This is a genomic window from Pseudomonas sp. P129, from assembly GCF_020312195.1.
In the GTDB taxonomy this organism is placed as follows: domain Bacteria; phylum Pseudomonadota; class Gammaproteobacteria; order Pseudomonadales; family Pseudomonadaceae; genus Aquipseudomonas; species Aquipseudomonas fragariae.
In genome coordinates this window covers 297806-324072 of the sequence record NZ_JAGPYS010000003.1, presented here as the reverse complement: position 1 = coordinate 324072, position 26267 = coordinate 297806, and the positions used below count along the sequence as shown (strand labels likewise).

24 protein-coding genes are annotated in these 26267 nt (G+C 59.0%); 9 read left to right on the top strand and 15 right to left on the bottom strand.

All coding sequences use genetic code 11. The features are described from left to right. Window position 1: 1 nt before the first annotated feature. The 4 genes from cyoB to KBY02_RS11185 all read right to left on the bottom strand — a co-directional run bounded on the left by cyoB (window position 2) and on the right by KBY02_RS11185 (window position 3932). The gene (gene cyoB / locus KBY02_RS11200; RefSeq protein ID WP_011266851.1) at window positions 2-2014 is read right to left on the bottom strand and encodes a cytochrome o ubiquinol oxidase subunit I; all 2013 of its coding nucleotides are present in this window, start codon (window positions 2012-2014) and stop codon (window positions 2-4) included. A 3-nt stretch (window positions 2015-2017) separates the two neighbouring features. Further along, window positions 2018-2959 (bottom strand): ubiquinol oxidase subunit II, encoded by a 942-nt coding sequence (gene cyoA, locus KBY02_RS11195; protein WP_011266850.1) that lies wholly within the window; start codon window positions 2957-2959, stop codon window positions 2018-2020. Window positions 2960-2969: 10 nt separating this feature from the next. Continuing rightward, window positions 2970-3170, bottom strand: a complete 201-nt coding sequence (locus KBY02_RS11190; RefSeq protein ID WP_024639193.1) for a hypothetical protein — start codon at window positions 3168-3170, stop codon at window positions 2970-2972. A 252-nt stretch (window positions 3171-3422) separates the two neighbouring features. Next, window positions 3423-3932, bottom strand: coding sequence for a disulfide bond formation protein B (locus tag KBY02_RS11185; protein WP_004406623.1), 510 nt, complete (start codon window positions 3930-3932; stop codon window positions 3423-3425). 606 nt (window positions 3933-4538) lie between these two features. Here KBY02_RS11185 and KBY02_RS11180 point away from each other — a divergent pair. The 3 genes from KBY02_RS11180 (at window position 4539) to KBY02_RS11170 (ending at window position 6834) form a co-directional block, all read left to right on the top strand. Beyond that, a complete protein-coding gene (locus KBY02_RS11180) occupies window positions 4539-5435 on the top strand; it encodes a chemotaxis protein (RefSeq protein WP_003408993.1) in 897 nt (298 codons plus the stop codon). 65 nt (window positions 5436-5500) lie between these two features. After that, on the top strand, window positions 5501-5962 hold the full coding sequence (locus KBY02_RS11175; protein WP_024639194.1) for a GNAT family N-acetyltransferase: 462 nt from the start codon (window positions 5501-5503) through the stop codon (window positions 5960-5962). 116 nt (window positions 5963-6078) lie between these two features. Continuing rightward, window positions 6079-6834 (top strand): YkgJ family cysteine cluster protein, encoded by a 756-nt coding sequence (locus tag KBY02_RS11170; protein WP_058398985.1) that lies wholly within the window; start codon window positions 6079-6081, stop codon window positions 6832-6834. 17 nt (window positions 6835-6851) lie between these two features. Here the strand turns inward: KBY02_RS11170 and KBY02_RS11165 are convergent, their stop codons facing one another. From KBY02_RS11165 to KBY02_RS11135, 7 genes are all read right to left on the bottom strand, one after another. After that, a complete protein-coding gene (locus tag KBY02_RS11165; protein ID WP_058398984.1) occupies window positions 6852-7076 on the bottom strand; it encodes a hypothetical protein in 225 nt (74 codons plus the stop codon). 93 nt (window positions 7077-7169) lie between these two features. Next, entirely contained in the window at window positions 7170-8168 is a 999-nt protein-coding gene (locus KBY02_RS11160; protein WP_004406627.1) for a fimbrial protein, read from the bottom strand. 1 nt (window position 8169) lies between these two features. Beyond that, window positions 8170-8955: a molecular chaperone gene (locus KBY02_RS11155; protein ID WP_054091533.1), complete on the bottom strand. Its 786-nt coding sequence runs from the start codon at window positions 8953-8955 to the stop codon at window positions 8170-8172. Further along, window positions 8952-11414, bottom strand: a complete 2463-nt coding sequence (locus KBY02_RS11150) for a fimbria/pilus outer membrane usher protein (protein ID WP_225650425.1) — start codon at window positions 11412-11414, stop codon at window positions 8952-8954. Before KBY02_RS11150 ends, KBY02_RS11155 begins: the two co-directional genes overlap by 4 nt. Before the next feature lie 203 nt (window positions 11415-11617). Then, window positions 11618-12370, bottom strand: coding sequence for a molecular chaperone (locus KBY02_RS11145; RefSeq protein WP_225650352.1), 753 nt, complete (start codon window positions 12368-12370; stop codon window positions 11618-11620). A gap of 63 nt (window positions 12371-12433) precedes the next feature. Continuing rightward, window positions 12434-13018, bottom strand: a complete 585-nt coding sequence (locus KBY02_RS11140) for a fimbrial protein (protein WP_011266843.1) — start codon at window positions 13016-13018, stop codon at window positions 12434-12436. A gap of 330 nt (window positions 13019-13348) precedes the next feature. Next, window positions 13349-13729: a hypothetical protein gene (locus KBY02_RS11135; RefSeq protein ID WP_024639201.1), complete on the bottom strand. Its 381-nt coding sequence runs from the start codon at window positions 13727-13729 to the stop codon at window positions 13349-13351. A gap of 292 nt (window positions 13730-14021) precedes the next feature. Here KBY02_RS11135 and KBY02_RS11130 point away from each other — a divergent pair, with 292 nt between their 5' ends. The 5 genes from KBY02_RS11130 to KBY02_RS11110 all read left to right on the top strand — a co-directional run bounded on the left by KBY02_RS11130 (window position 14022) and on the right by KBY02_RS11110 (window position 22067). Further along, window positions 14022-15188 (top strand): efflux RND transporter periplasmic adaptor subunit, encoded by a 1167-nt coding sequence (locus KBY02_RS11130; protein WP_004406632.1) that lies wholly within the window; start codon window positions 14022-14024, stop codon window positions 15186-15188. Next, entirely contained in the window at window positions 15185-18289 is a 3105-nt protein-coding gene (locus tag KBY02_RS11125; protein WP_103714747.1) for a multidrug efflux RND transporter permease subunit, read from the top strand. Before KBY02_RS11130 ends, KBY02_RS11125 begins: the two co-directional genes overlap by 4 nt. 10 nt (window positions 18290-18299) lie before the next feature. Continuing rightward, a complete protein-coding gene (locus KBY02_RS11120; RefSeq protein ID WP_024651218.1) occupies window positions 18300-18977 on the top strand; it encodes a heavy metal response regulator transcription factor in 678 nt (225 codons plus the stop codon). Continuing rightward, window positions 18967-20331 (top strand): heavy metal sensor histidine kinase, encoded by a 1365-nt coding sequence (locus tag KBY02_RS11115; protein ID WP_011266840.1) that lies wholly within the window; start codon window positions 18967-18969, stop codon window positions 20329-20331. Before KBY02_RS11120 ends, KBY02_RS11115 begins: the two co-directional genes overlap by 11 nt. A gap of 206 nt (window positions 20332-20537) precedes the next feature. Beyond that, entirely contained in the window at window positions 20538-22067 is a 1530-nt protein-coding gene (locus KBY02_RS11110; protein ID WP_116828609.1) for a sensor domain-containing diguanylate cyclase, read from the top strand. Between the two features lie 69 nt (window positions 22068-22136). Here the strand turns inward: KBY02_RS11110 and KBY02_RS11105 are convergent, their stop codons facing one another. Next, window positions 22137-22607, bottom strand: coding sequence for a PA2169 family four-helix-bundle protein (locus KBY02_RS11105; protein ID WP_053275571.1), 471 nt, complete (start codon window positions 22605-22607; stop codon window positions 22137-22139). A gap of 218 nt (window positions 22608-22825) precedes the next feature. On the opposite strand from KBY02_RS11105, the gene KBY02_RS11100 reads away from it, so the two are divergent. Further along, window positions 22826-23065, top strand: a complete 240-nt coding sequence (locus KBY02_RS11100; protein WP_003341842.1) for a DUF3820 family protein — start codon at window positions 22826-22828, stop codon at window positions 23063-23065. A gap of 127 nt (window positions 23066-23192) precedes the next feature. Here the strand turns inward: KBY02_RS11100 and KBY02_RS11095 are convergent, their stop codons facing one another. From KBY02_RS11095 to zwf, 3 genes are read right to left on the bottom strand one after another with little or no spacing between them, the layout of a single operon-like run. Next, on the bottom strand, window positions 23193-23867 hold the full coding sequence (locus tag KBY02_RS11095) for a bifunctional 4-hydroxy-2-oxoglutarate aldolase/2-dehydro-3-deoxy-phosphogluconate aldolase (protein WP_011266838.1): 675 nt from the start codon (window positions 23865-23867) through the stop codon (window positions 23193-23195). Between the two features lie 36 nt (window positions 23868-23903). Next, on the bottom strand, window positions 23904-24617 hold the full coding sequence (pgl, locus tag KBY02_RS11090) for a 6-phosphogluconolactonase (RefSeq protein WP_104652779.1): 714 nt from the start codon (window positions 24615-24617) through the stop codon (window positions 23904-23906). Further along, window positions 24604-26073, bottom strand: coding sequence for a glucose-6-phosphate dehydrogenase (gene zwf, locus KBY02_RS11085; RefSeq protein ID WP_011266836.1), 1470 nt, complete (start codon window positions 26071-26073; stop codon window positions 24604-24606). The genes pgl and zwf overlap by 14 nt, the downstream gene beginning before the upstream one ends. Window positions 26074-26267 lie beyond the last annotated feature (194 nt).

Genomic DNA, 26267 nt, shown 5'->3' with positions numbered 1-26267 from the left:
TTTAAACCTGTTCCAGCGAGGACTTGACAGGAGTGTATGCACCGTTGGCCGCCAGGACCTTGTGATGCTCACCTTCAATACGCGCTACATCTTCAGCAGGCACCATGTAGCCCTGGTCGTCACGGACAGCGTGAGCAACGAAGACGGCAATGGTCGCGACCAGGCTTGCGCCTACCAGCCACCAGATGTGCCAGATGAATGCGAAGCCGAAGACCGTCAGCAACATACCCATGTACAGGCCGGTAGCCGTGTTGTTAGGCATGTGGATCGCCGAGTAGCGGGCAGGAACCTTGTAAGCGGTACCGGCACGTTTCGCATCGGTGAACGGATCGATGTCGTCAGCTTTTGGCAGCTCGGCAAAGTTGTAGAACGGTGGAGGCGAAGAAGTGGACCATTCCAGGGTATGGCCATTCCATGGGTCACCGGTCAGATCGCGGTTGTTGTCGCGGTCACGGATACTCACGAACAGCTGGATCAGCTGCGAAGCGATACCCATGGCAATCAGCACGGCGCCGAACAGCGCGACGTCCAGGTAGATGTTCCACTCTGGCATGTCGGTAGCGTTCAGACGACGGGTCATGCCCAGGAAGCCCAGCGCGTAAAGCGGCATGAATGCGACGAAGAAGCCGACGATCCAGAACCAGAACGCTGCCTTGCCCCACTTCTCGTTCAGGGTGAAACCGAACGCTTTAGGGAACCAGAACGCGAAGCCGGCGATGTAACCGAATACCGCACCGCCGATGATGACGTTGTGGAAGTGAGCGATTACGAACAGGCTGTTGTGCAGCACGAAGTCAGCACCCGGGATCGCCAACAGAACGCCGGTCATGCCGCCGATCGAGAAGGTGACCATGAAGCCCAGGGTCCAGAGCACCGGCGCAGTGAAGCGCAGACGGCCCTGATACATGGTGAACAGCCAGTTGAACAGCTTCACACCCGTCGGGATCGCAATCAGCATCGTCGCCAGACCGAAGAAGGCGTTGACATTGGCACCCGCCCCCATGGTGAAGAAGTGGTGCAGCCAGACCATGAAGCCCAGGATACAGATCGCACCGGAGGCGAAGATCATCGACTTGTGGCCGAACAGACGCTTGCCGGAGAACGTCGAGATGACTTCCGAGAACACGCCGAAGGCCGGCAGGATCAGGATGTACACCTCAGGGTGACCCCACGCCCAGAACAGGTTCACGTACATCATGGGGTTACCGCCCATTTCGTTCGTGAAAATGTGGAAGTCCAGGTAGCGGTCAAGGGTCAGGAACGCCAGGGTAGCGGTCAGGATCGGGAACGAAGCCACGATCAGGATGTTTGCCCAGGTGCAGGTCCAGGTGAAGATCGGCATGTCCATCAGTTTCATGCCAGGGGTACGCATCTTCAGCACGGTCACGAGGAAGTTGACCCCCGTCAGCGTCGTACCCAAGCCGGATAACTGTAGCGCCCAGATGTAGTAGTCAACCCCTACGCCAGGACTGTATTGCAACCCGGAAAGAGGCGGATACGCGACCCAGCCGGTCTTGGCGAACTCACCGACACCCAGGGAGATGTTGATCAGCAGCATACCTGCGACCAGCAGCCAGAAGCTCAGGGAGTTCAGGAACGGGAACGCCACGTCGCGAGCGCCGATCTGCAGAGGCAGAACGATGTTCATCAGACCCGTGAAGAACGGCATCGCCATGAAGATGATCATGATCACACCGTGAGCGGTGAAGATCTGGTCATAGTGTTCAGGCGGAAGGAACCCTTCGGAACCGTTCTGGGCCATCGCCAGTTGGGTACGCATCATGATCGCGTCGGCAAAACCGCGCAGCAGCATGACCATGGCAACGACGATGTACATCACGCCGATTTTCTTGTGGTCGACAGAGGTCAGCCACTCAGACCACAAGTACGTCCACTTGCGGAAATAGGTGATCAACCCGACAACCGCAATGCCGCCGAGCGCGATCATGGCAAGTGTCACCATGACTATGGGCTCGTGGAACGGCACCGCTTCCAGACTTAATTTGCCAAACATCGTTTACTCCTCTGCCCCAGCAGCTGAATTTTTGCCTTTTTCCGCACCAGCCTCACCGGCTACTTCCTTCTCACCAGCAACAACCTTCTTGCCCGGATTCATACCTTCATACTTGTCGATGACGATCTGGAACAGGTTCGGGGTGACCGAGGAAAAGAGTTCGACAGGGTTGCGTTCGCTTGGCTTGATCAACTCGGCGTATTCGGCAGTGCCAAGCTTTTTGGGCGAGCTCTTGACTTCGCTGACCCAGCTGTCGAAATCAGCCTGGCTGGTAGCGATGGCCTTGAACTTCATGCCGGTAAAGCCTGCGCCACTGTAGTTGGCCGAAATACCGTTGAATTCGTGATTCTCGTTGGCGATGAGGTGCAGCTTGGTGTGCATGCCCGCCATCGCATAGATCTGACCACCCAGACCCGGGATGAAGAACGAGTTCATCACGCTGTCCGAGGTCACCTGGAAGTTGATCGGAGTCTTGGCCGGGAACACGATCTTGTTGACTGTGGCAATGCCGTAGTCCGGGTAGATGAATACCCATTTCCAGTCAACCGAGATCGCCTGGATGGTGACCGGCTTGACGTCCGAATCAAGCGGACGGTAAGGGTCCAGCGAGTGAGTCGAGACGTAGGTGATGTACCCCAGGAAGACCAGCAACAGCATGGGTACGCCCCAGACTGCGATTTCGATCTTGGTGGAGTGAGACCAGTCCGGCGTGTACTTGGCAGCCTTGTTCGATGCGCGATACTTCCAGGCGAAGATCAGGGTCATCAGGATGACCGGAATCACGACAATCAGCATCAGCAACGTTGCGATTACGATCAGGTTCCGCTGCTCGATACCCACCTGCCCTTTTGGATCGAGCAGAGGTACGCCATCGCATCCACTGAGCAAAAGCATACAGAAAAGGGCCAAGAAGCCAAAAAACCTGGGGTACCTTTTTTTACTCATTTCACGACCTCTAAAAGCAGCTTGCGCGGTGCAGTTGGGTTTCGACCGCCAACACTTCGCCCTGCCAGTGCCGGCTAATTTTTTTGAATTGAACAAGGGCCGCCGGTACGCACAGCGGCGTATCGACAAGTCCGGGTTTAGCTATGGATTCTTGTTTTTTGAGTTGCTGGAACTGCCCAAAACTTCGGGCAGACGCTTTCGACGCGGCCATTATACGCCCTCAGAGGCAAGCGTTGCGCTGCCTGTTCAGAGTGCACAGGGGACGCTCCAAGCCTCAAAATGCTGATCGTTCGGCCAAGCTGAACGACAAGTGACGGGGATTGTAGATACGTAAATTTTTAATGACTATGCCTAATTTTGTAACAGTTATTCTCTATATGCGTAACAATCGCCCTCCAAACGCCTCATCGTACTCGAAAAAAGCCCCGTATTCACGGGGCGTTTTTAGCGAAAGCCCCTGAAGTTAGTAAGGTTTGCGGCGATTGCGAATGATGCACGCCGGTACCAGAACTGCGGTCAGGACAAAAGCCGTCAGCGCCCATTGCGCGAGTGATAATCCGAGAACCGGCGGATATGGCGTCGTGCAGAAACCGCTGACCTGAAACCCTGTAGGAAACAGTGTAGCCAATGGCAGGCCATCGACAATCGGCTGCAGCACGTCGATACCGCAGCTGTCGGACGGATGGGCAAGGATCCAGACATGCCGGCCGGCAGCGGCAATGCCGCCAAGGGCGCTGAGGGTCACCAGGGTTTCAAACGCCGTGACGCTGCGACGCCCGGGCATGGCGGCGCCAATGAACGCAAAAATGGCGATGAACAACAGTGCGTAACGCTGCAGGATGCACAGCGGGCAAGGCGCTTCGTCCAGGACGACCTGCATGTACAGGGCGCCGCCGATCAGGGCCAGGCAGATAATACCCAGCAAAACCAGAAAGCGCTTTTCGCGTCTCAGGTACAACGTGTTGTCGCTCATTCACATACCTTACTGAACTGATGAAAGGGTTGGTCAACGCCATGCAGCGTTCGCAGCCTGAACGGAGGTACGGCCCGACTGCGCCAAGACGTGCGCGATGATCATCTGTCTGATTCGGCAACTCAAGCGTTGGCCAGCCATACGGACGCATTTGCCGGTCAGGTGGTCTGCGCGGCAGCACATCCACAACCGGCAGGACGCTTTTGCAGGAACCGGGTGCAAAGCCCTTCTATATATAGAAGGGTGCGTCAGTTTGTCGCAGCTCTTCTTCTATATATAGCTGCGGTATTTTGTCGCAGGGTGCCTTTCTGTCAAAGCACTATGGCGTGCGAAACCGCGACGCAGGTCGTCGGAAGGCAGAGAGCGACAATGTGCCGCCCTCTCCCGGTTTGACGCAACCGAAGCCAGACTGCCACTATCGGCACATGGGCAGCCAGTTTGTCGGGCCCGCCGTGGTGTGGTGCAACGGCTTTCAATGGCAAGCGAACGGACGCGCTCGGCTGTCGGTTAAAAATCCTCAAGCCTGCCGGCCGCAGGTCGATAACCTGTCATAGAAAGTTGTTTGCCGCTACCAGGCGACGAAATACCTACAGCCAGAAGGTTCATATGTCCAAGAACGTCCGAGCAGATTCACTTTCGCTGCTCCTCTTCACGTTGCGCAGCGGCAAGCTGATGGCGATCAACCTGCTCAAGGTCAGCGAGATCATTCCCTGCCCGCCTCTGACCCATCTTCCCGAATCGCACCCACACGTCAAAGGTATTGCGACGCTACGTGGCTCGTCACTGTCGGTTATCGATCTGAGTCGTGCGATCGGCGAGCGTCCACTGGCCGATCCCGACGGTGGCTGCCTGATCGTCACGGATGTCAGCCGCTCGAAACAGGGCCTGCACGTTCAGGCCGTCAGCAAGATTGTGCATTGCCTGACCACCGATATCCGTCCGCCGCCCTACGGGTCTAGCAGCAAGTCGTTCATCACCGGGGTCACCCAGGTCGACGGCGTGCTGGTGCAAGTACTGGACATCGAAAAAGTGATCCACGGCATCGCCCCTGCACAGATCGTCGTGCAGTCGACGGAGCTGGCCAAAGAGGATGCGGAACTGCTGAGCAAGGCGCGGATTCTGGTCGTCGATGACAGTCAGGTTGCCCTGCAGCAGTCGATCATTACCTTGCGCAATCTCGGCCTCGAATGCCACACGGCGCGCAGTGCCAAAGAGGCTATCGACGTTCTGCTCGACCTGCAGGGTACTGCGCGACAGATCAACGTGGTGGTGTCCGATATCGAGATGTCGGAGATGGACGGCTATGCCCTCACCCGCACGCTCCGGGATACGCCGGACTTCAGTGATCTGTACATTCTGCTGCACACCTCGCTCGACAGCGCGATGAACAGCGAGAAGTCACAGATCGCCGGGGCCAATGCCGTGCTGACCAAGTTCTCGTCACCCGAGTTGACCAAATGCCTGATCGAGGCCGCACGTACGGTGGTCGCCCAAGGGCTCTGATCCCTGAGCGCACGGCGACACAACGTCCGAACCTGACCGATGCATCCGCCGCGCATTACTGGCTGATGCGTCGGGATCTTGCAGTGCCAGTGCCCATCCCGGCCTGGCCGCCTGGCATCCAGCCACATCCCTTCACGCTTGAGCGAGCCGCAGAGGTTCACCGCCTGCTGACTCTGGGTTATGGCAGCGCCGCAGGCTGTGTGGCGGATTATCCGGACTGGCTGGCTGCATTCGAACACGATCCCGAATGCGATCCGTCGCTGTGCTTTCTGGCCATGCGTGACGAAACGGTAGTCGGTGTGATCGTGTGCTGGACCAGCGCATTCATCAGGGACCTGGTTGTGCACCCTGATGTGCGACACAGCGGGATCGGCCACGCCCTGCTCAATCATTTGTTCGCCCACCTGCATACGCGCAATGAAGCAGCGGTCGACCTTCACGTCATGGAAAACAACCTGGCGGCGCGGCGGCTTTACGAAAAATCCGCAATGGCCTATCTCAAGCGTTTCGACATTCCTGCAGCCTGAACCCGCTGTTCACGGCCCGGCGACTGGCGCGCAACTTGCTTCCCGAGACACATCAAGCGAGTGAGTGACCAATTGTTGTCGCTTGCCGCCTACCTGTTGGACGGGTCATCGAGATAATGGACACCAAGTTTTCCTGCGTGGGTTGTGGCGGCTGTTGCACCGACCATCACGTACCGTTGACGCTCAACGAAGCCGCGCAGTGGGCGGCCGATGGCGGCAACGTCATCGTGCTGACCGAGGCATTTTTGAGCAATGGTTATGGGGTTTCCGAGGCGCAGCTCACCCATGCCAGCCGTCGCTCGACCGAGGTCAGCAGTGGCAGTACGACAGCCTTTGTGGCGATCACCTTCGCAGCCTACAACGTCGGGCGCTGCCGGAATCTTGACGAGAAGAACCTGTGTCGCATCTACGAGCGCCGGCCACTGGTGTGCCGGATCTATCCGATGGAGATCAATCCACACATTCCGTTGCGCCCGGAGAACAAGGGCTGCCCGCCAGAGTCCTGGGAGCAGGGTCCGGACCTTATCGTTAACGACAGGCTGGTCGATACTCAACTGATGGACCTGATCGAACGGTCGCGTCAGGCCGATCGGGATGAAATAGACACCAAACAGCTGATTTGCCAGAAGCTGGGCATTCGCACCACCGCCCTCAAGGGCAACGGTTTCGTCGCCTACCTGCCGGACATGGGCGCGTTTGCTGCCGCCATCGAAGAGGTCAAAAACCCTGCGCAGGAGGGGCAAGCCCAAGGCTCGAAGTGGGAATTTCACGTCGCCGGCCAGCACGTTCTGGACACCCTGCAACAGGAAGGTGCCGAGGTGACTGACCGGCAGCCGGTTTCCTACCTGTTCATTCCTTTGCAGGCGGCCTGACAGGATCTCTCAGGCAATCAGCGCTTGCCCATCGACCTGCGGGTGCCAGCCGGCGCGACGCCCGGGGTCTTGTGGTGGCCGTGCTTGTTGTTTTTCTGATGCCACGCCGGCTCTTTTTTGGCCCGGGCAAACTCCGAAGGCTTGAACGGAAAGCTGAAAGGCGCAATGACAGCCCTCTTTTCAGTGTCTGCGACGGAGTCGGCTGCGGCGTCTTGAACAGGAGGTTGTTCAGGCGTGGTCATGGTGTCACCAGAAAGTCGAATTGGCCGGGCAAATGCCCGCGGCCGCGCAGCATACATTAATCGCCGCACAACCGCCCGAGCCTCCTGTCGCCGTCATTTGTAGAACAGATCGACCATCACCTCGGCATTGAACGGTCCGGGCCTTGGCATGTTGGTGTTCCACAGCAGTTCGGCATTGAAGTCCGCCCTGGCTGTGTTGGTTTCGCCGAGCAATTCCGCCAGATGGAATGGCTCGTTGTAACGTAGCGGCTGACCGTTTACTGCGCTGGTAATGCGTATCCCCAATGAATCATTACCGACGGGGATCAGCAGCTCGCCAGACAGAGTGCCTGTCACCGGCCTGAAACGCGCATCAATGCTGAACGGCGAATCACAGCTGCGGCTGGTCAGCAGGGAGAATGTCTGGGTAGCAGTCACTTTGCCAATCGCCACCTGGTGTATCGCAACGTCGCCAAATTCCACGGTTTCCGGGAGCACCTGCAGATCGGCATCGCAGGCCACGAACCTCAGCCCCCGCAGGTTATTGATCACATAACTGAGGCTGCGCCCTGACAGCCGACTCGGGTCTGTCGCGCCGCCCAGTTGAAAGAACCGGTAATCCAGCAGGTCACTGGCCAAACCGGAGGGCGGTGTAGCGCCGAACTTCTGGATGAATACCGAAAACGCCAGGCTGAAACGCACCTTCGGGCAGTTTTCGAGCGTGTTCTCACCCTCGCGACACATCGGCAGGTAGCTGCCGGTACTCACTCGTCCACTGCCTTGGATGTGATCGATACCCTGTAACGTCATTCCGGCACGAATCCCCTGACCGATCGAACGATTGTCCGGATTCAGGTAGATAAAAATCTCCTGCGCTTCGGACTGCCAGCCCTCTGTGGCGCATTCGACCTGAACGTTCAGAGGTTCGGAACGCCATACCACTTCCCCGTCGGGAATCGACTCCGGGATTGCCACCGTACTGCTCAGGTCATCGTGAATTTCGGTTTCGCCCGTCCCTTGAGTGGTACAGATCAGCGCGAAGGTGGAAGCCGGATGCAGTAACAACAACACGGCAAGGGATCGCAGCCAGCCTCTGGCAGAGAGATGTTTCATATCAGCATTCGTCCTGAATGGAATTGTTTTTCGGCAGCCTGGCGGTAGTGGCCGCCTGCCCGGTGAGCTGTGCGCAATGGGTCCGTCGGCCGCCGTAGTCGGTCAGCGCCTGGTAGGAAAAACGATGTGTGGCAGAGCGCTCGACACTCGCCGGCACAACCATCGCGACCTGTGCGCCCGGCGCCAGCAACAGATGATCGCCAAGCTGCACCCCGTCGATACGCAGCGCTTGCAGGGCAGCGTGATAGGGCGTCGGGTTACTGACCGTCAGCAACAAGGCGTGAGACGGGTCATGAGTCAGTGTCCACAGCAGCCGCGCGGGAGTGTCGGCCGGATCACCGTCAAGGCCGGGGGGCCGGTAGAACACGTTGATGCGTTGGCGCACGGCGATGTTCAACTGCCCCGCACCGTCCTGGCGTCGGGGTATCTCAAGCACATACAGGTGCAGCAGCGACTCGTGTTTCTGCGGCATGCCTGTGCCCTGATAGAGCACGCGCAAGGCCTGCCTGCCGCCCACCGCCAAGCGTGAAAGCGGTGGCGTGACCACGAATGGCAGCGCCTTGCGAAGCTCACCCGGGGCGTCGTCGTCATCCGCTGCGTCACTGAGCCAAGCCTGTAAAAGTGCCTCGGACTTGCCGCGATTGCGCACCTCGAGCGTGACCTCGCGATACTGCCCGTCGAAAATCAGCCGCGTTCCGCTCAGCGAAACAGCCCCGTGCGCCGCCAGGCCGCTCGTCAACAGCACAGCCGTCAACAGCGCCTTGCATGAGCCAGCGAAAGCGCTCATCGGCATACCACCCTGATCCGCTCGTAGGCTCGCGACGGGTCTCTGGGCGGTAACGAGAATGTCGCCTGGCAACGTTGATCTGACCAGCGCACCCACAGGCTGCCGGCATCCTGCTCGCTGAGCACCAGCGCCTGACTGCCGGGATCGACCACTGCCAGCGCCCTGCCCTGCTCATCTTCGACACTGGCACCCAGCGGCACTTTGCTGCCATCGACGCGCACCAGTTCGAACTGGACCCGGCGGCCCACATTGGCCTTGAAGCGCACCACCGGTATCGCGCCCCTGCGCGGCACGATCTGGGTAATAGCGTTTTCCAGATCGACATCAGCGCCCAGTTGCCGGGTATCCAGGCTGACCCAGTTGGTGCGGTAGGCCTGCGCATAGGGCAGAACCGCATAGCCGTTGCCGGCGGTCTCGACGTTACTGAACGACTTCAAGCGGGCGCCACCGACGTCGGGCACCTGAACCAGAGCAAAGGTTTCTCCCAAGGTCTGCCCCAGGTTCACGCCACCGGCATGCGCCACCAGCGAACCTGCGGCGGACAGGCTGAATGCATCGTAGTCCTGGCCCTGGCTATAACCGGCCTCGAAACGGCCGAACGCCGTGCTGGTGCTGACCTTGCCTGCGCCGAAACTGCCGGAGCTGCTGTCACGTCCAGCCTGTACCGAATAGAACGTGTCGCGGTCGCCCGGTACCTGACCGTTGAGCCCGGCCTGCGCGTTGTACTCGCCGCGGCTGTCGCGCACCGCGTTGAAAGACAATCGCGACGAGCCGGGGCTGGAGCCGAGCGGCAGGGTCACGCTCAGGGCAACACGATTGTCGGTGCTCGCGTCACCGCTTCGCCCGAAATCCTCGTTGCGTTCGATGGACAGGCTGTAATTGAGCGAATACCAGGCCGCGTTATAGGACAGGTAAAGCTGCCGGGTCTTGCCGGACAGGTTCCAGTAGCGCTGCTCGGACGCCGTCAGGCTCAGCGACGCCGACTGGCCAGGCACTATCTGAGTGATGCTGAGTTCCAGCCGATCCCGCGCCAGCCCAGAGGCCCGCAATTGCCGCAGCGCGCCGCTGTCGCTGACGTGCTGGTTCAGGGTCCGGTATTGCTCGGTCGAATATCGATAACCGGCCACTGCCAACGTGGTGTCGGTGACATCCAGCGTATTGGCATAACGCACGCGCAGGCTCTGGCCACTGCGCGCCCGCTGAGCCACCTTGCTGACCGAGCGGGTAAGGTCCATCGACACCGCGCCCAGCCCGGTGTTGATCCCGGTGCCTATGTTCGCGGCCTGGTAATCCTCGGCCAGTTGCACCCCGGCAAACCCGGTAATCCGTTCGGAAAGACCGTAGATCAGGGCCGCACTGACAAATGCCGGAGAGGCCTGCTGATCGTCGTTGTTGTCGACCTGCCCGCCGGCCAGGCTGTAGCGCAACGAGCCTGCGGGAACCATGATCGGCAGCGACGCGTAGGCCTGAGTGAAGGTTCTTACACGCCCGTCGGCTTCGATGACAGACACCGACAAGTCGCCATTGGAGCCACTGGGATAGATATCGGCAATCTCGAACGGCCCGGGCGACACACCGCCGCTGTAGAGCAGAAAGCCGTTCTGGCGAACTTCCACGGTCGCATTGGTTTCGGCAATCCCGCGGATGACCGGGGCATAGGCCCGCTCGCTGTCAGACAGCATGCCATCGTCAGAGGCCAGCGCCGCGCCCCTGAAGCGGACACTGTCGAATACCTGCGAATCGGTGAACGTCTCGCCCAGCGTGAGCTGGCTTTTCAGGGTGGTGATGTCACGCTGCGCGAAGGTACGATTGCTGCGATAACGCCAGGGCCTGTCACTGCCGCCGACCAGAGAGGACTCGTTGCGCAAACGCCAGGCGCCGACGTTCAGCCCGTTTCGCAGCCCCACGTAGTACTGCTCCGTTTCCAGGCCCTTGTTACGCCGCCGGCTGCCATTGAAGTTGTAGTTGATAAAGCCTGCGGTCTCGCCCTGATCCCAAAGCTCCGGCGACACATAACCGCGAGCACCGCGTGACATCACCGCTTGCGGCACGCTGATTGTCAGTCGCAACGCACCGGGCTGATAGTCGACGCGAGCAAATTCGACACGCGCAGGCAGGTCGAAACAGGCTTGGGCAGATACCTCACCTGACGGTAGACGACTCAAGTCCAGACCAAAGCTCTGTAGCATCTCGAGCGACAGGCAGGGCTCGATCAGGCCTGACAGCGGATTTTTCAAAAAGCGGATGTCGCGCCTGCCGCTCAGTTTGCGATTGACGTAGATATCAACCCGGTAAGTACCGGGCAGTACGCTATTGGAGCGCAGAAACTCCTGAAGGTCAGCCGGCTGATCGCTTCCCTGGATAAACGCCGTATTGAATCTGGCTGCCCCGTCGCCACCCGACGAGGCGGCCGACGCGCTGACCGCACACATCAACGTCAATCCGAAACCGATACCCAGCGCACCGCGTCGGGGGTGAGGGAGCGCGCACTGGGCAATAACTCCCTTATTAACTTCTTTGCGCCATTCCATAGCGGTCTTCACTCTACTTCGGCTGTCGCGCGCGCCGTGCAATCCTTTTACACAGACGCAGGTCTGCCGGGCTGTCTTGTCACTGAGGCCCGACGGTTTGAATAGTGAACGCTGACAGTGGATGCGCCAGCTTATCGGGGCGACGCCTTGCCGGCGTTAACCGGTTGTTTGTTGCCAAGGGTTGCCTGATAAGGCACTTGTCCGCCGTAGTCATTGAGACTGACGAAACTCAGAACCAACGGCGCACTTGCCGGTGTGTGCTGTAACGGAATACGCAGACGCTGATGTGGCGCCAGCATCTGACTGTCCAGAAGGGCAAGTTCAGTGTCATGTTGACTTATGGAAATCCGGAGCATGGAGACATGGTAGGGGCCGGGATTTTCGACCTGCACACCGGTGTCATCGACCCGTTGCCAGTTCAGTTTTTCCGGCGCCTGCTGTGGATCACCCTGCAAACCATCAGGCCGGAAGAAGACTTTTATGCGTTGACGTACCGCGATCTGCAGCGTGTTTTCTGCTGCGCTCTGGGGTATTTCCTGAACATTGAGCCATAACACCGACTCACGATCGGTGGGCATGTCGGTACCGGAATGAATGATCCGCAATAGTTGCCTGCCACCACCGGCCATACGCGCAAGCGCGGGTGTGACAATAAACGGCAGGTTCTGCAGGCCTTCGTTATTGCTGGCCGCCGTCGTCGGAGATTCAAGCCAGGACTGCAGGAGAATCTCCCCCCCGCCACTGTTGTGCACCCCCAGACTGACCTCTTTGTCGTTGCCCTGGTAAATGACTCGCGTTGTATTCAATACGATGCCCGCCTGAACGGTGGATGCGCAGAACAACCACACAACAAACATCGTGTAGCGAAAAAAATCGGAAAACATGCTGGCGTTCGCCTTGAATTCGGTAGAGGACAGAGCGAGCACGGCCCGCCCTGTCCGACACGATTACTCGTAATCCATCACGAACGGCAGAAAGCCGTCGGCATTACCCGGATTGGTGGGCGTGCCGTTGAGCACATACACCGCGCCAAAATTGATTTCAGCGGTGGCACCGCTGGCGCCATCCTTGATGAGTGTGGTGTCGACGGTTTCGTCACCGCTCAGATCCATCAACACGCTGGAGGCATTGAGCAGGCCGATACCGACGCCATCTGCCGCACCGGTGGTGCGCAGGAGTTTCGCGTCGTTGTTGTCCAGGCCACTGCCGTTACGGGCAATAAGGCGCATCTTCACCATGTTGTATTGGTCGGCACCCGCACTGCAGTTGACCAGCAACTGGATGGGGGAAGCCGTTTCGAATCGGCTTTCGCTCGATACACCGATATCGGAGAAGGACACGTTGCCCAGGTCGATATTGATTTCGCCAGGGTTGGTCCCCGTACTGACACCCGTGCCCGGCCCCACATCGCAGGAGATATTGGTCAGTGTTCCGTTGAAGACCATTGTGCCGTTGTTCGCAGCACTGGCGGTACCTGCCATGCCAGCGCCCATTACGCCCAGAACTGCCAATGTAAGAGAAAGCTTTTTCATGCTAACGACCTTCCTTGTGTTATTTCGTGTGTGCCCGCTATCGGACGGTGAGCACTATAGAGCCAGGTCTATTTCAGTGCTGTCAGCTCGATAACTTTCACCCCGCAGACAACACAACACAACACGCAGGACAGGTCTGTAGGAATAATTATAAGTGGTGCCTTGCACACTGATAAAAACCCTTTTCAATACAGAAGCGTGCCCTTACTCAGGCACAGACTGCCGACGCCTTCACTGTGGCCGAGGTTATGTATCGTTCAAACTTTACAGGCACTGGACTGCCACTTGAAAGCGTGACAGTCCGGACGAGAAAACACGACAGACCGGTAGTTACTGATAGCTCAACGTGACCACTGCAGCACTTGCCTGCAGGGCTTCTCCGTCGATTAACACGGCGGCAGGCAGCACCTGATACTGCGTCACGAAGGGCATTGCCTGCTCACCACAGACATTGCGTTCGGTGCTCACATGAATAGTGACCCCGGGTGCAACTTCCAGCGTTCGCGAATGAACACCGGGCGCCGTCATCTCTGTACTGGAAATCATGCAACTGCTGTTGACAATACTGCCACGCAACGTAATTGCACCGTCCTTTGCCCATGACGAAGCGGGAGCAGCCAGCAGCAACGTCGACAGGATTGCGACCCACAAACGTTTATCAAGGGACCGTAACTTCACCATCACTTTTCCGTTCGATTTCTGACTGCTCATGGCGTACTCCATTCATAGACTCATACGATAATTTAAGTTGATGAGAGAATGACCTGCCAGAAACCTACTTAGGAAAATGTAGGAAAACTCCTAGGACTTTATAAACATCTGGACAACTATCTCTTCAACATAGATATCGTCCGATTCCGACTTTTCTTGACTGCACGCCACACCCGCTGGAGGCTTTCTGACAAACCTGACAGCTGAAAGTCATTCTGTTGACCGGGTTTGCAGGCTATAAGGAAGCTGTAAAAAACATCTCTCCCGTACCGACATTTGGCGTTTTCTTCATATGCGCAGAAAGACCCTGACCGTCACCGCCGTCGTCCTGGTGATCGCCTGTGCGGCGATTGCCGGCTGGAAACTGACACGCCCGGCCGCACTCCCCAAAAATGCCGCTGCCGCTGTGCCCGTCAAAGTGATCACGGTCAGCCTTGAAGACGTACCGCGTTTCGTCACAGGGATCGGATCGGTGCTGTCGCTGCAAAGCGTGGTGATCCGCCCCCAGGTGGATGGGGTGCTGACGCGTGTGTTGGTCAAGGAAGGTCAGCAGGTCAAGGCCGGGGACCTGCTGGCAACGCTGGATGACCGCTCTATCCGGGCCGCGCTGGAGCAGGCGCGTGCCCAGTTGGCGCAAAGCAAGGCGCAGCTGGACGTCGCGCAACTGGACCTCAAGCGCTATCGCCAGCTCACCCAGGACAATGGCATCTCGCGGCAGACATTCGACCAACAGCAGGCAATGGTCAGGCAACTCGAAGCCACGGCGAAAGGCAACGAAGCGAGCATCAACGCCTCACAGGTGCAGCTGTCCTACACCCAGATTCGCTCGCCGGTGACGGGACGGGTCGGTATTCGCAACGTCGATGAAGGCAACTTCCTGCGCGTCAGCGATGCTGCAGGGCTGTTTTCAGTGACCCAGATCGACCCGATTGCCGTGGAGTTTTCCCTGCCACAGCAAATGTTGCCGACCCTGCAGGGGCTGATTGCCGAACGTAACGCTGCGACCGTCAAGGCGTATCAGGGCGACGGCGCGGCCAACGGCCTGCTGCTGGGTGAAGGCACGCTTTCATTGATCGACAATCAGGTGTCGGCAAGCACCGGTACGATCCGCGCCAAGGCGCAATTCAAAAACCCCGGCGAGCAACTCTGGCCGGGGCAACTGGTGACCGTGAAGATCCAGACCGGTATCGAACTCAACTCGCTGAAAGTGCCGCCACAAGTGGTGCAGCGCGGCGTTGACCTGCACTTCGTCTATCGGCTCACTGCCGATAACAAGGTAGAAGTCGTACCCGTCAAAGTGCTCTATCAGGACAGCGAACAGACATTGATCAGCGGGCCGCGTGCTGGCGATGTACTGGTCAGCGACGGCCAGTCGCGGCTACGCCCCGGCGCAACGGTCGAAGTGATCACCGCGCCTGCTGCGGATGTCGCGAGCGCGCAAGTGGAGCCCGCACGATGAACGGCCGGGGCTCGGTATCGGCGTGGTGCATCGACCACCCGGTGGCCACCTTGTTGCTGACCTTCGCACTGGTACTGCTGGGGGTCATTGCCTTTCCACGGCTGCCGATCGCGCCGTTGCCGGAAGCGGAATTCCCGACCATCCAGGTCACCGCGCAGCTCCCCGGCGCCAGCCCCGAAACCATGGCGTCTTCGGTTGCCACGCCACTGGAAGTGCAGTTCAGTGCGATACCGGGCATGACCCAGATGACCTCCAGCAGCGCACTGGGCTCCACCAACCTGACGCTGCAATTCACGCTCAACAAAAGCATCGACACTGCGGCCCAGGAAGTCCAGGCCGCCATCAATACCGCAGCCGGACGCCTGCCTGCCGACCTGCCCAGTCTGCCGACCTGGCGCAAGGTCAACCCGGCCGACAGCCCGGTGCTGATCCTCAGCGTGAGTTCCAGCCTGATCCCCGGCACAGAACTGAGCGACGTCACCGAAACCATTCTGGCGCGCCAGCTCAGCCAGATCGAAGGCGTGGGCCAGGTCTTCATCACCGGTCAGCAACGTCCGGCGATTCGTGTTCAGGCCGCTCCCGAGAAACTGGCTGCGCTAGGGCTGACCCTGGCCGATATTCGCCTGGCGGTGCAGCAGACCAGCCTTAACCTGGCCAAGGGTGCGCTGTACGGCAAGGACAGTATTTCGACCCTGTCTTCCAACGACCAGTTGTTCAAGCCGCAGGACTACGCGCAACTGATTGTTTCCTACAAGAACGGCGCACCCGTCCAGCTCAAGGATGTGGCACGGGTTGTCGCGGGCTCGGAAAACGCCTACGTCAAGGCCTGGTCCGGCGATCAGCAAGGCGTCAACATCGCCATCTTCCGCCAGCCGGGTGCCAACATTGTCGACACCGTGGACCGTATCCAGGGTGAACTGCCACGCTTGCAGGAAATGCTCCCGGCCAGCGTCGATGTCTCGGTACTCAACGACCGCACCCGTACCATCCGTGCCTCGCTGCATGAAGTGGAAATGACCCTGATGATCGCGGTGCTGCTGGTGGTTGCGGTCATGGCGCTGTTCCTGCGCCAACTGTCAGCCACCCTGATCGTCAGTGCGGTACTCGGGGTCTCGCTGATTGCCAGCTTTGCGATGATGTACCTGTTCGGCTTCAGCCTGAACAACCTGACACTGGTGGCCATCGTGGTCGCGGTCGGTTTCGTGGTGGACGACGCCATCGTGGTGGTCGAGAACATCCACCGTCATCTCGAAGCCGGTCAGGGCATGCGCGAGGCCGCGATAAAGGGCTCAGGGGAAATCGGCTTTACCGTAGTGTCGATCAGTTTCTCACTGGTGGCGGCGTTCATTCCGCTGTTGTTCATGGGCGGCGTGGTCGGGCGACTGTTCAAGGAGTTCGCACTGACCGCAACCGCGACCATCCTTATTTCGGTGGTCGTCTCCCTGACCCTCGCGCCGACCCTGGCCGCCTTGTTCATGCGCGCGCCCACCCATCACCCGCATCAGAAACCGGGGTTCGGTGAACGCCTGCTCGCCTCCTACGAGCGTGGCTTGCGCAAGGCCCTGGCCCATCAGCGGCTGATGCTTGGCGTGTTCGGCCTGACCCTGGCGCTGGCAGTGGTCGGTTACATCCTCATCCCCAAAGGCTTCTTTCCGGTCCAGGACACCGCTTTTGCACTCGGGACCACCGAGGCAGCTGCCGACATCTCCTACCCGGACATGGTGGAAAAACACCTGGAACTGGCAAAGATCGTCGGCGCGGACCCTGCGGTGCTGGCGTTCTCGCATTCGGTCGGTGTTTCAGGCAGCAACCAGACCATCGCCAACGGCCGCTTCTGGATCTCGCTCAAGCCACGCGCCGAACGCGATGTGTCGGTCAGTGAGTTCATCGACCGCCTGCGCCCCAAACTGGCCAAGGTCCCGGGCATCGTTCTGTACCTGCGCGCCGGGCAGGACATCAACCTCAGCTCCGGCCCGAGCCGCAGTCAGTACCAGTACGTGCTCAAGAGCAACGACGGCGAACTGCTCAACACCTGGACGCAACGGCTGACTGAAAAGCTGCGCAGCAACCCGGCGTTTCGCGACATGTCCAACGACTTGCAACTGGGCGGCAGCGTCACGCACATCGACATCGACCGCAGCGCTGCCGCGCGATTCGGCCTGACCACGGCCGATGTCGACCAGGCACTGTACGACGCGTTCGGCCAGCGGCAGATCAGCGAGTATCAGACGGAAGTCAACCAGTACAAGGTGATCCTTGAACTGGACGCCCAGCAGCGCGGCAAGGCTGAAAGCCTGGCGTACTTCTACCTGCGCTCACCGCTGACCAGCGAAATGGTGCCGCTGTCGGCGCTGGCCAAAGTCAGTGCGCCGCGCATGGGACCGTTATCGATCAGCCATGACGGGATGTTTCCGGCGGCGAACCTGTCGTTCAACCTGGCACCCGGGGTCGCCTTGGGCGATGCCGTGCGCATGCTCGATCAGGCCAAGAACGAGATCGGCATGCCCGCCTCGATCATCGGCAGCTTCCAGGGTGCGGCACAGGCGTTCCAGAGCTCGCTGGCCAACCAGCCGTGGCTGATCCTAGCGGCGCTGGTGGCGGTGTATATCATTCTGGGGGTGCTCTATGAAAGCTTCGTGCACCCGCTGACCATCATCTCCACCCTGCCCTCGGCAGGTATCGGCGCACTGTTGCTGCTGTGGATGATGGGCCAGGACTTCTCGATCATGGCCCTGATCGGCGTGGTGTTGCTGATCGGTATCGTCAAAAAGAACGGTATTCTGCTGGTGGACTTTGCCCTGCAGGCCCAGCGCGAGCAGGGCCTCACGCCCCAGGAAGCCATTTATGAGGCCTGCATCACCCGCTTCCGACCGATTATCATGACCACCCTCGCCGCGCTGCTCGGCGCGCTGCCGCTGATGCTCGGTTTCGGCGTCGGTTCCGAATTGCGTCAGCCGCTGGGCATTGCCGTGGTCGGCGGCCTGCTGGTGAGCCAGATGCTCACGTTGTTCACCACGCCGGTCATTTATCTGCAACTGGAGCGGCTGTTTCATCGACGTCACCCGGCGCCCGACGCACCGGCGCTGGCCCTGCACAAGTGAGAGTCACCCGATGCGCGTGCTGATTATCGAAGACGAAGAGAAAACCGCCGACTACCTGCGTCGGGGCCTGACCGAACAGGGCTATGCCGTGGACGTGGCGCGCGACGGGATCGAAGGCCTGCACCTGGCGCTGGAGAATGACCATGCGATCGTCATTCTCGATGTGATGCTCCCGGGCCTGGATGGTTTTGGTGTGTTGCGTGCGTTGCGCGCGCGCAAACAGACACCCGTGATCATGCTGACCGCACGCGAGCAGATCGACGACCGCATTCGCGGCCTGCGCGAAGGCGCGGATGATTACCTGGGCAAACCGTTTTCCTTTCTGGAACTGGTCGCCCGTCTGCAGGCCCTGACCCGGCGCAGCGGTGGCCATGAACCGGTACAGATCACCATCGCCGACCTGTGGATAGACCTGATCAGTCGCAAGGCGACCCGTGCCGGCCTGCGCCTGGACCTGACCGCCAAGGAGTTTTCGCTGCTCAGCGTGCTGGCCCGACGTCAGGGCGACATTCTCTCCAAGACATCCATCGCCGAGATGGTCTGGGACATCAACTTCGACAGCGATACCAATGTGGTCGAAGTCGCGATCAAGCGCTTGCGGGCCAAGCTCGATGGCCCTCACGAGCACAAGCTGCTGCACACCATTCGCGGCATGGGCTACGTGCTGGAGAACCGCAGTGCGGGTTGATTCGATTGCTTTACGCCTGAGCGGGATGTTCGCGCTGGTGGCACTGGTGGTGTTCCTGCTGATCGGCTGGGCCTTGTACCTGCAGGTCGACAAGAGCCTCGACCTGCTGCCCCGCGCGGAAGTGGATGCGCGCTACAGCGTGCTGGAATCGGCGGTCAATCGTTTCGGCAACCCGGAGCACTGGGGCAAGATCAAGAACAAGCTCAGTTTGCTCAGCGAAGAGGACAAGCGCCTGCGCTTCTGGGTGGTGAGTGACAATCCGCTCTACGAGTTCGGCAATCCCGGTGCGGACATTCGTCGTTTTGCGCACGGGCCGCTGGGCATGCACGACCTGAGACTGGCAGATCATCCGTTTTCGTTCAAAGTGCTGGTCAGCGAGTTTCCCGCCAAGGAACAGCGTCCGGCACTGCGCTTTCTGACCGCCATCGACACCGAGACGTTCTGGCACACGCAACACTCGCTGCTGGTCGCCCTGATCAGCCTGGCCACGCTGGGCATTCTGCTCGCGTCGGCGCTGGGCTACTGGGTCGCGCGAATTGGCCTGCGACCGCTGACCAGCCTCTCGCAGGAAGTCCAGAAGCTCGCCCCGCCACGGCTGTCCGGACGCTTGCAGCTGTCGCCGCTGCCGCCGGAACTCGAGCAATTCGTCGCCTCATTCAACTCCACGCTTGAACGCGTCGAGCAAGCCTACTCGAGGCTGGAGTCGTTCAATGCCGATGTGGCACACGAGCTTCGTTCGCCGCTGACCAATCTGATCGGTCAGACCCAGGTAGCGCTGACCCGCGGCCGCTCTGCCGAACATTATTTCGAGGTGCTGCAGTCGAATCTCGAAGAGCTGGAGCGCCTGCGCTCGATCATCAACGACATGCTGTTTCTGGCCAGCGCCGATCAGGGCACCAGGGTCAAGGCACAGACCTGCACCTCACTGGCTGAAGAAGTCGCTACAACGCTGGATTACCTGGACTTCATTCTGGAAGACGCGCACGTGCAAGTCCGTGTCAACGGCGACGCCAGCGCGCCGATTGAAAAATCCCACTTGCGCCGAGCGCTGATCAACCTGTTGCATAACGCCGTCCAGCACACCGGCGCTGGCGAGGTCATTGAAGTCAACATCGAATCGCGCGATGCCCATGTCACTGTCAGCGTGACCAATCCGGGCGTACACATCGCTCAGGAACATTTACCCAGACTGTTCGAGCGCTTTTATCGGGTGGATGCCTCACGCAGCAACAGCGGCGCCAATCACGGCCTGGGGCTGGCCATCGTCAAGGCGATTGCCTTGATGCATGGCGGCACCGTGTTCGTGAACAGCGACAAGGGCGCCAATACTTTCGGCATCCAGCTGCCCCGCTGACACCTGAAAATACTGACTGCACTGACCGTTTTCACGGCCCTCAATGTGCGCCTGTTCGCAGCATTTTAAATACACTTGCTTTATTCACATTCCCTTCATATGAGGCTATAAGGAGCGTGTTATACACGCGTCATTAAGTTCCCCAAATAACTGATAATTTTATTAACCGATTATCAAGAATCATTCGTCTGCAGGTAGAACAACCGATGATGGTGTTTGCGTTTTCTCGGCAAGCCCGGCTCAGATGGACCCGTCCGGAGCTGATATTGATTTTCGGCAGCTCGGTTTCAATGCTCGCCATTCTGGCGATCGTGGCGTCTCTACTGGCCCGGGAGCGCGACGACGCAGCACAGACAGCAGCACGTGCAGCATCCAATATCGTGCGTTTGATTGATGCCGACGTCATGCGTAACGCAGAACTTTACGACTCTTCCCTGCAGGGTATGATCAGTGCGTGGCAGCGTCCGGACCTTCAGCAACTGTCGCCTGAACTGCGCCAACTTGTACTGTTTGATCGCGCCACTGCCGCCTCTTACAAGGGCGATCTGGTATTGCTCGATAACCGCGGCGAGATATTGGCTGATTCTTTATCTGTCATTCCTCGACAGGACAACTTTTCTGACCGCGCCTATTTCAAGGACCATGCAACCGACCGCTCTTTGACGCTACATGTCAGCGCGCCGTACAAGACGCGCTGGGGCTACAAGGACTGGTGCATCAGTTTCAGCCGTCGTATATCAGGACCCAACGGTGAGTTCATGGGCATCGTGAGTGCGGCGATGCGCCTGGTGTATTTCAAGCACCTGTTCATGAGCCAGAACCTGGGCAGTGAAAGCAGCATCAACCTGATCAATACCTCGGGCATTCTGATCGTTCGCTACCCGGAAATGGAAGGCCAGGATCTGATCGGCAAGGATTACAGCCACAGCCCCAACTTTCAGCGCATCCTTCAGGAAGGCGATGGCAGCTTTGCGGCGATGTCGACGCAGTTGAACGCTCGTCGGCTGTATACCTTCTCCCGAGTCGGCAACCTGCCGCTGATCGTCGTCATCGGGCAGTCCGAGGATGAGGTGTATGCCGTCTGGCGGCGCAATGCCTGGCTGGTCGGCTCGGCCACCAGCGTTTTGTGTCTGGGCATTCTGTGGCTGACCTGGCTGCTGTGTCGCGAGCTGCGAAGACGTCACCGTGCCGAAGATGCACTGGCCAGCCTGGCCGCGACCGATGGTCTGACCGGGCTCGATAACCGCCGTCAGCTTGACGAAGCCATGGAGATCGAATGGGCGCGAGCGCAACGCTCTGGCAAGCCGCTGTCATTGCTGATGATCGACGTAGACCATTTCAAGGCATTCAATGAGCGTCACGGCCATCAGGGCGGGGACGAGGCGCTGCGTCTGATTGCGCAGACCATCTCATACTGCATCCGCCGTCCGGGCGACCGGGTGGCGCGCTATGGCGGCGAAGAGTTCGTGGTGGTGCTGCCGGAAACAGATTTGCCGGGCGCCATGCTGATCGCGGAAAAAATTCGCAAGGCCGCAGAGTCACTGCCGCTGTTCAGGAATGCCGAGCATCCCATCACCGTGAGCATCGGGGTCGCTTCGGAGGTCGTTCGCCAGGGCGACAAACTGGAGGCATTTTTCGGGGTAGCCGACAAGGCGCTTTATCAGGCCAAGGACAATGGGCGTAACCGGGTCGAGTACCGCAGTTCGGTTGCCAGAAAGGTGACAGACCAGGTTTGACCGGCTGCCTTCGGGCATAAAAAAACGCCAGACTGGCTGGCGTTTTTCGGTTACCGCTGAGGCATCGAATTACGATGCGGCGCGGGCTGCGTCACGCAGCGCTTTTACCTTGTCGTGGTTGGCCAGAACGCCAGCCTGCTGCTTTTCGATCAAAGCAATCACGTTGGCAGGAGCGTTGTGCTTGACAGCTTTTTCCAGCGCTTCGCGATAAGCCTTCTTGGCAACGTCTTCGCCTTTTTCAACTTCTTCCAGAACGGCCTTGTCGTCGTCCGAAGTAACCATCGACTTCAGGTTGACCCATGCGCGGTGCAGTGCGCCAGATACGCTGGAAGAATCTTCAGGCTTGCCACCCAGTGCGGTCACTTCAGCTTGCAGTTCACGAACGGCTGCAGCGACTTCAGTAGAACGGTTTGCAAGGAACGATTTTACCTGGGCGCTTTTTGCGTGTTCTGCGCTGGTACGGAAACCTTCTTCACCGTCTTTGCTGGTTTCGATCAGGTCATTCAGGATAGAGATCGTTTCTTTGTTGATATCAGTCATTTGATAATTTCCTAATGGCAGGTTGATACGAAAGTGTTCGATGTATAGGTAATTGCAGACACCGTGCCAGTTTTTGAAATGAAAATAATTATTTAATATCAATGACTTACGAAATTTTCACATTTGCCCGTTCGTGACTTCTGCATGATCGGCGGTTTGGCCTGCATGCAGAATGCACGTATCGTACAAGCTGAGACAGAAACGCAGGCTTATCGCGAATGAACCCGGAAAAACTCAAGTTGCTGGTGACACAGGAAATGCCGTTCGGCAAATACAAGGGCCGGCTGATCGCTGATTTACCAGGGCATTACCTGAACTGGTTCGCCCGCGAAGGCTTTCCCAAAGGAGAGTTGGGCGGCTTGTTGGCGCTGATGCAGGAAATCGATCACAACGGCCTTGGCGCGCTATTGGACCCGTTGCGCACGCGTCCACGTCAGTCGTTCAAGGACAAGGGGTAAAAACGAAGAGAAGGTCCGGGGAGAAAAAAACGGTGCTCCGGACCAGGGAGCACCGAAAAGCCATACAACCAACAACAACTTCCTTGTCGGAATCAGCCGCAAGGGGCTGACGCCGAAATCCTGAAAATCAGTCAAACAGCGCCATGGCCTGCGCAGTCGCTTCCTGGATACGCCCCCAGTCGCCATTCTTGACCCAGGCGTTATCGATCATCCAGGTGCCGCCCACGCACATGACGTTGGGCAGGGCCATGTAGCTCTTGAGGTTCTGCTCGTTGACGCCGCCAGTGGGGCAGAAACGCACCTCGTTGAACGGCCCGCCAAGGGCTTTGATCGCTGCCACACCGCCGCTGATCTCGGCCGGAAACAGCTTGAAACGGCGATAGCCCATGGCGTAGCCGATCATGATTTCCGAGGCACTGCTGATGCCGGGTAGCAAGGGCAGCGGGCTGTCGAGCGCCGCCTGCAAGAGTTCCTGCGTGCTGCCGGGCGTCACGATGAACTGCGAACCGGCCGCTTCGGCGTCGGCCAGCATCTTGCGGTCCAGGATGGTCCCCGCGCCCACACACAACTCGGGGCGCTGTTCACGCAGGATACGAATGGCGCTCAGGCCGAACGCCGAGCGCAGGGTCACTTCCAGCGCAGTCATGCCGCCAGCGGCCAGTGCATCGGCCAGCGGCAGTACGTCCTGGTCACGGGCGATGGTAATTACCGGCAGAATCTTCGCCTTGGCGCAGAGTTCGTCGATCTGGGCAATCTTGTTCGCCATGCTGGTCAGCGGCTGATTATTTTCGTTCTGTGTCATGGCGACGGTTCCTTTGTTTGTGGGGCTTATCGGGGCTTATGGGCACCAGTAAATCTCGAGAGACGGGTTGAGAAAGGCACGCACCGGCATTTCGGCGAGGTCATCGCCTGCCAGCGCGGCGCGCAGGGTGTCGAGCTTGGCCTGACCGGACACCGACAGAATCGGTGAGCGCGCCGACGCCAGCAGTCGGCGGGTCAGGGTCAGGCGCTGGTGCGGCACGCTCGGTGCGAGCATGGGCAGGCAGCGGCGCTCGCCTTGCAGATCAAGGGCTTCGCTCAGATTCGGGCTGTTGGGGAATAGCGATGCGGTATGCCCGTCGTCGCCCATGCCCAGAATCAGTACATCAATGGGTGGCAGCTCGGCCAAGGCCTGATCGGCAGCCTGCGCGGCTTCCTCGACACTGCTCGCCACGCTGTACAGGCCGAGAAACTTCGCCTTCGCCACGGGCCCCTGCAACAAGTGGCGCTGCAACAGGCCGGCATTGCTGTCGGCGTGCTCGGTCGGCACGAAGCGCTCGTCCGCCAGACTGATGACCACCTTCGACCACTCCAGCGGTTGTGTCGCCAGACGCTGGAAGAAGGCGACCGGGCTGCGTCCACCGGACACCACCAGCGTCGCCAGACCGTTCTCGCTGATCGCCTGCTTCAGGCGCTCGGAGACATTTTCAGCCAGTGCATCGGCCAGTTGCTGCGCCGTGTCGAAATCGTGTGCTACCAGCCCTGCCGGCAGCTTGAGGTCACATGTCGCCATACCAGGATCTCCCGTCGCGAGTAATCAGGGCAATGGAGCTCATCGGCCCCCAGGTTCCGGCCGGGTAAGGCTTGGGCGCATCGCCCGCCTTCTTCCAGCCAGCGATCAATTGATCGCACCATTGCCAGGCGTACTCGATCTCATCTTTGCGGACAAACAGGTTCTGATTGCCACGCATGACTTCCAGCAACAACCGCTCATAGGCGTCGGGGACACGAGCGCTGCGGTAGGTGTCGGAAAAATTCAGTTGCAAGGGACCGCTGCGCAGCTGCATGCCCTTGTCCAGGCCCTGATCCTTGGTCATCACCTGCAAGGAGATGCCTTCGTCAGGCTGCAGGCGGATGATCAGGCGGTTGCTGATCTGCAAACGCTGTTCAGGCGCGAAGATGTAGTGCGGCGGCTCTTTGAAATGGATCACGATCTGCGACAGCTTCTGCGGCATGCGTTTGCCGGTGCGCAAATAGAACGGCGTACCCGACCAGCGCCAGTTGCGGATATCGGCACGCAACGCGACGAAGGTTTCGGTATCGCTCTGGGTATTGGAGTTTTCCTCTTCCAGATAGCCAGGCACCGCCTTGCCTTCGCTGTAGCCAGAGGTGTACTGGCCACGCACCACCTGGGTCGCCAGACGCTCCGGGGTGAAGGGTGCGAGTGCCTTGAGCACCTTGACCTTCTCGTCACGGATACTGTCGGCCGACAGGTCGCTTGGCGGGTCCATGGCAATCAGGCAGAGCAGCTGCAGCAGGTGGTTCTGAATCATGTCACGCAGCTGGCCGGCCTGATCGAAGTAGCCCCAACGGCCTTCGATGCCGACCTTCTCGGCCACCGTGATCTCTACGTGCGAAATATGGTTCTGGTTCCACTGGGTTTCGAACAGGCTGTTGGCGAAGCGCAGAGCGATGAGGTTCTGTACCGTGTCCTTGCCCAGATAGTGGTCGATACGATAAACGCGGTTTTCCGGGAAAAACTGCGCGACGGCGTCATTGACACGGCGCGAAGAGGCCAGGTCGTGGCCGATGGGTTTTTCCAGTACGGCACGCGTGCGCTCGGCCAGGTTGACCGACGCGAGGTTCTCGCAGATGGCGCCATAGACCGAGGCCGGTGTGGCGAAATAGGCGATCAGGGTTTCGGCATTGCCAACCCGCTCGGCGAGCGCAACGTAATCCTCGGCCTTGAGAAAGTCGACATGCAGATAGCTGAGACGCGCCAGAAAGCGGCTCAGGTTGTCCGGCTCCAGTTCCGTCTCGGGAATGAAGCGGCGCATGGATTTTTCGATGTACGCCAGATGCGACTCTTCGTCGCCTGGTTCACGCGCCAGGGCAAGAATTTTTGTGTCTTCATGCAGCAGTCCAGCGCGATCAAGCTGATAAAGAGCCGGGAACAGCTTGCGTACCGCAAGGTCCCCCAGGGCACCAAACAGGGCAAATGTGCACGGTTCAACCGTAATCAAGGGCATAATGTTGGTTCTTTTATCAAGTTAGGCTACAAATACCTTTTTTAAAGGCGTTACTCAAGGCCATATGTAGTAATAACCACAACATTCTGCCTGAAAGCATATTCCAGTGGTGATCAACACAGGCCCTCAGTACGATAGGCCACCTTTGCTACAGGCTAAAGGGCTAATAAAAGCCCAAGGCAAAACCGTTGGTA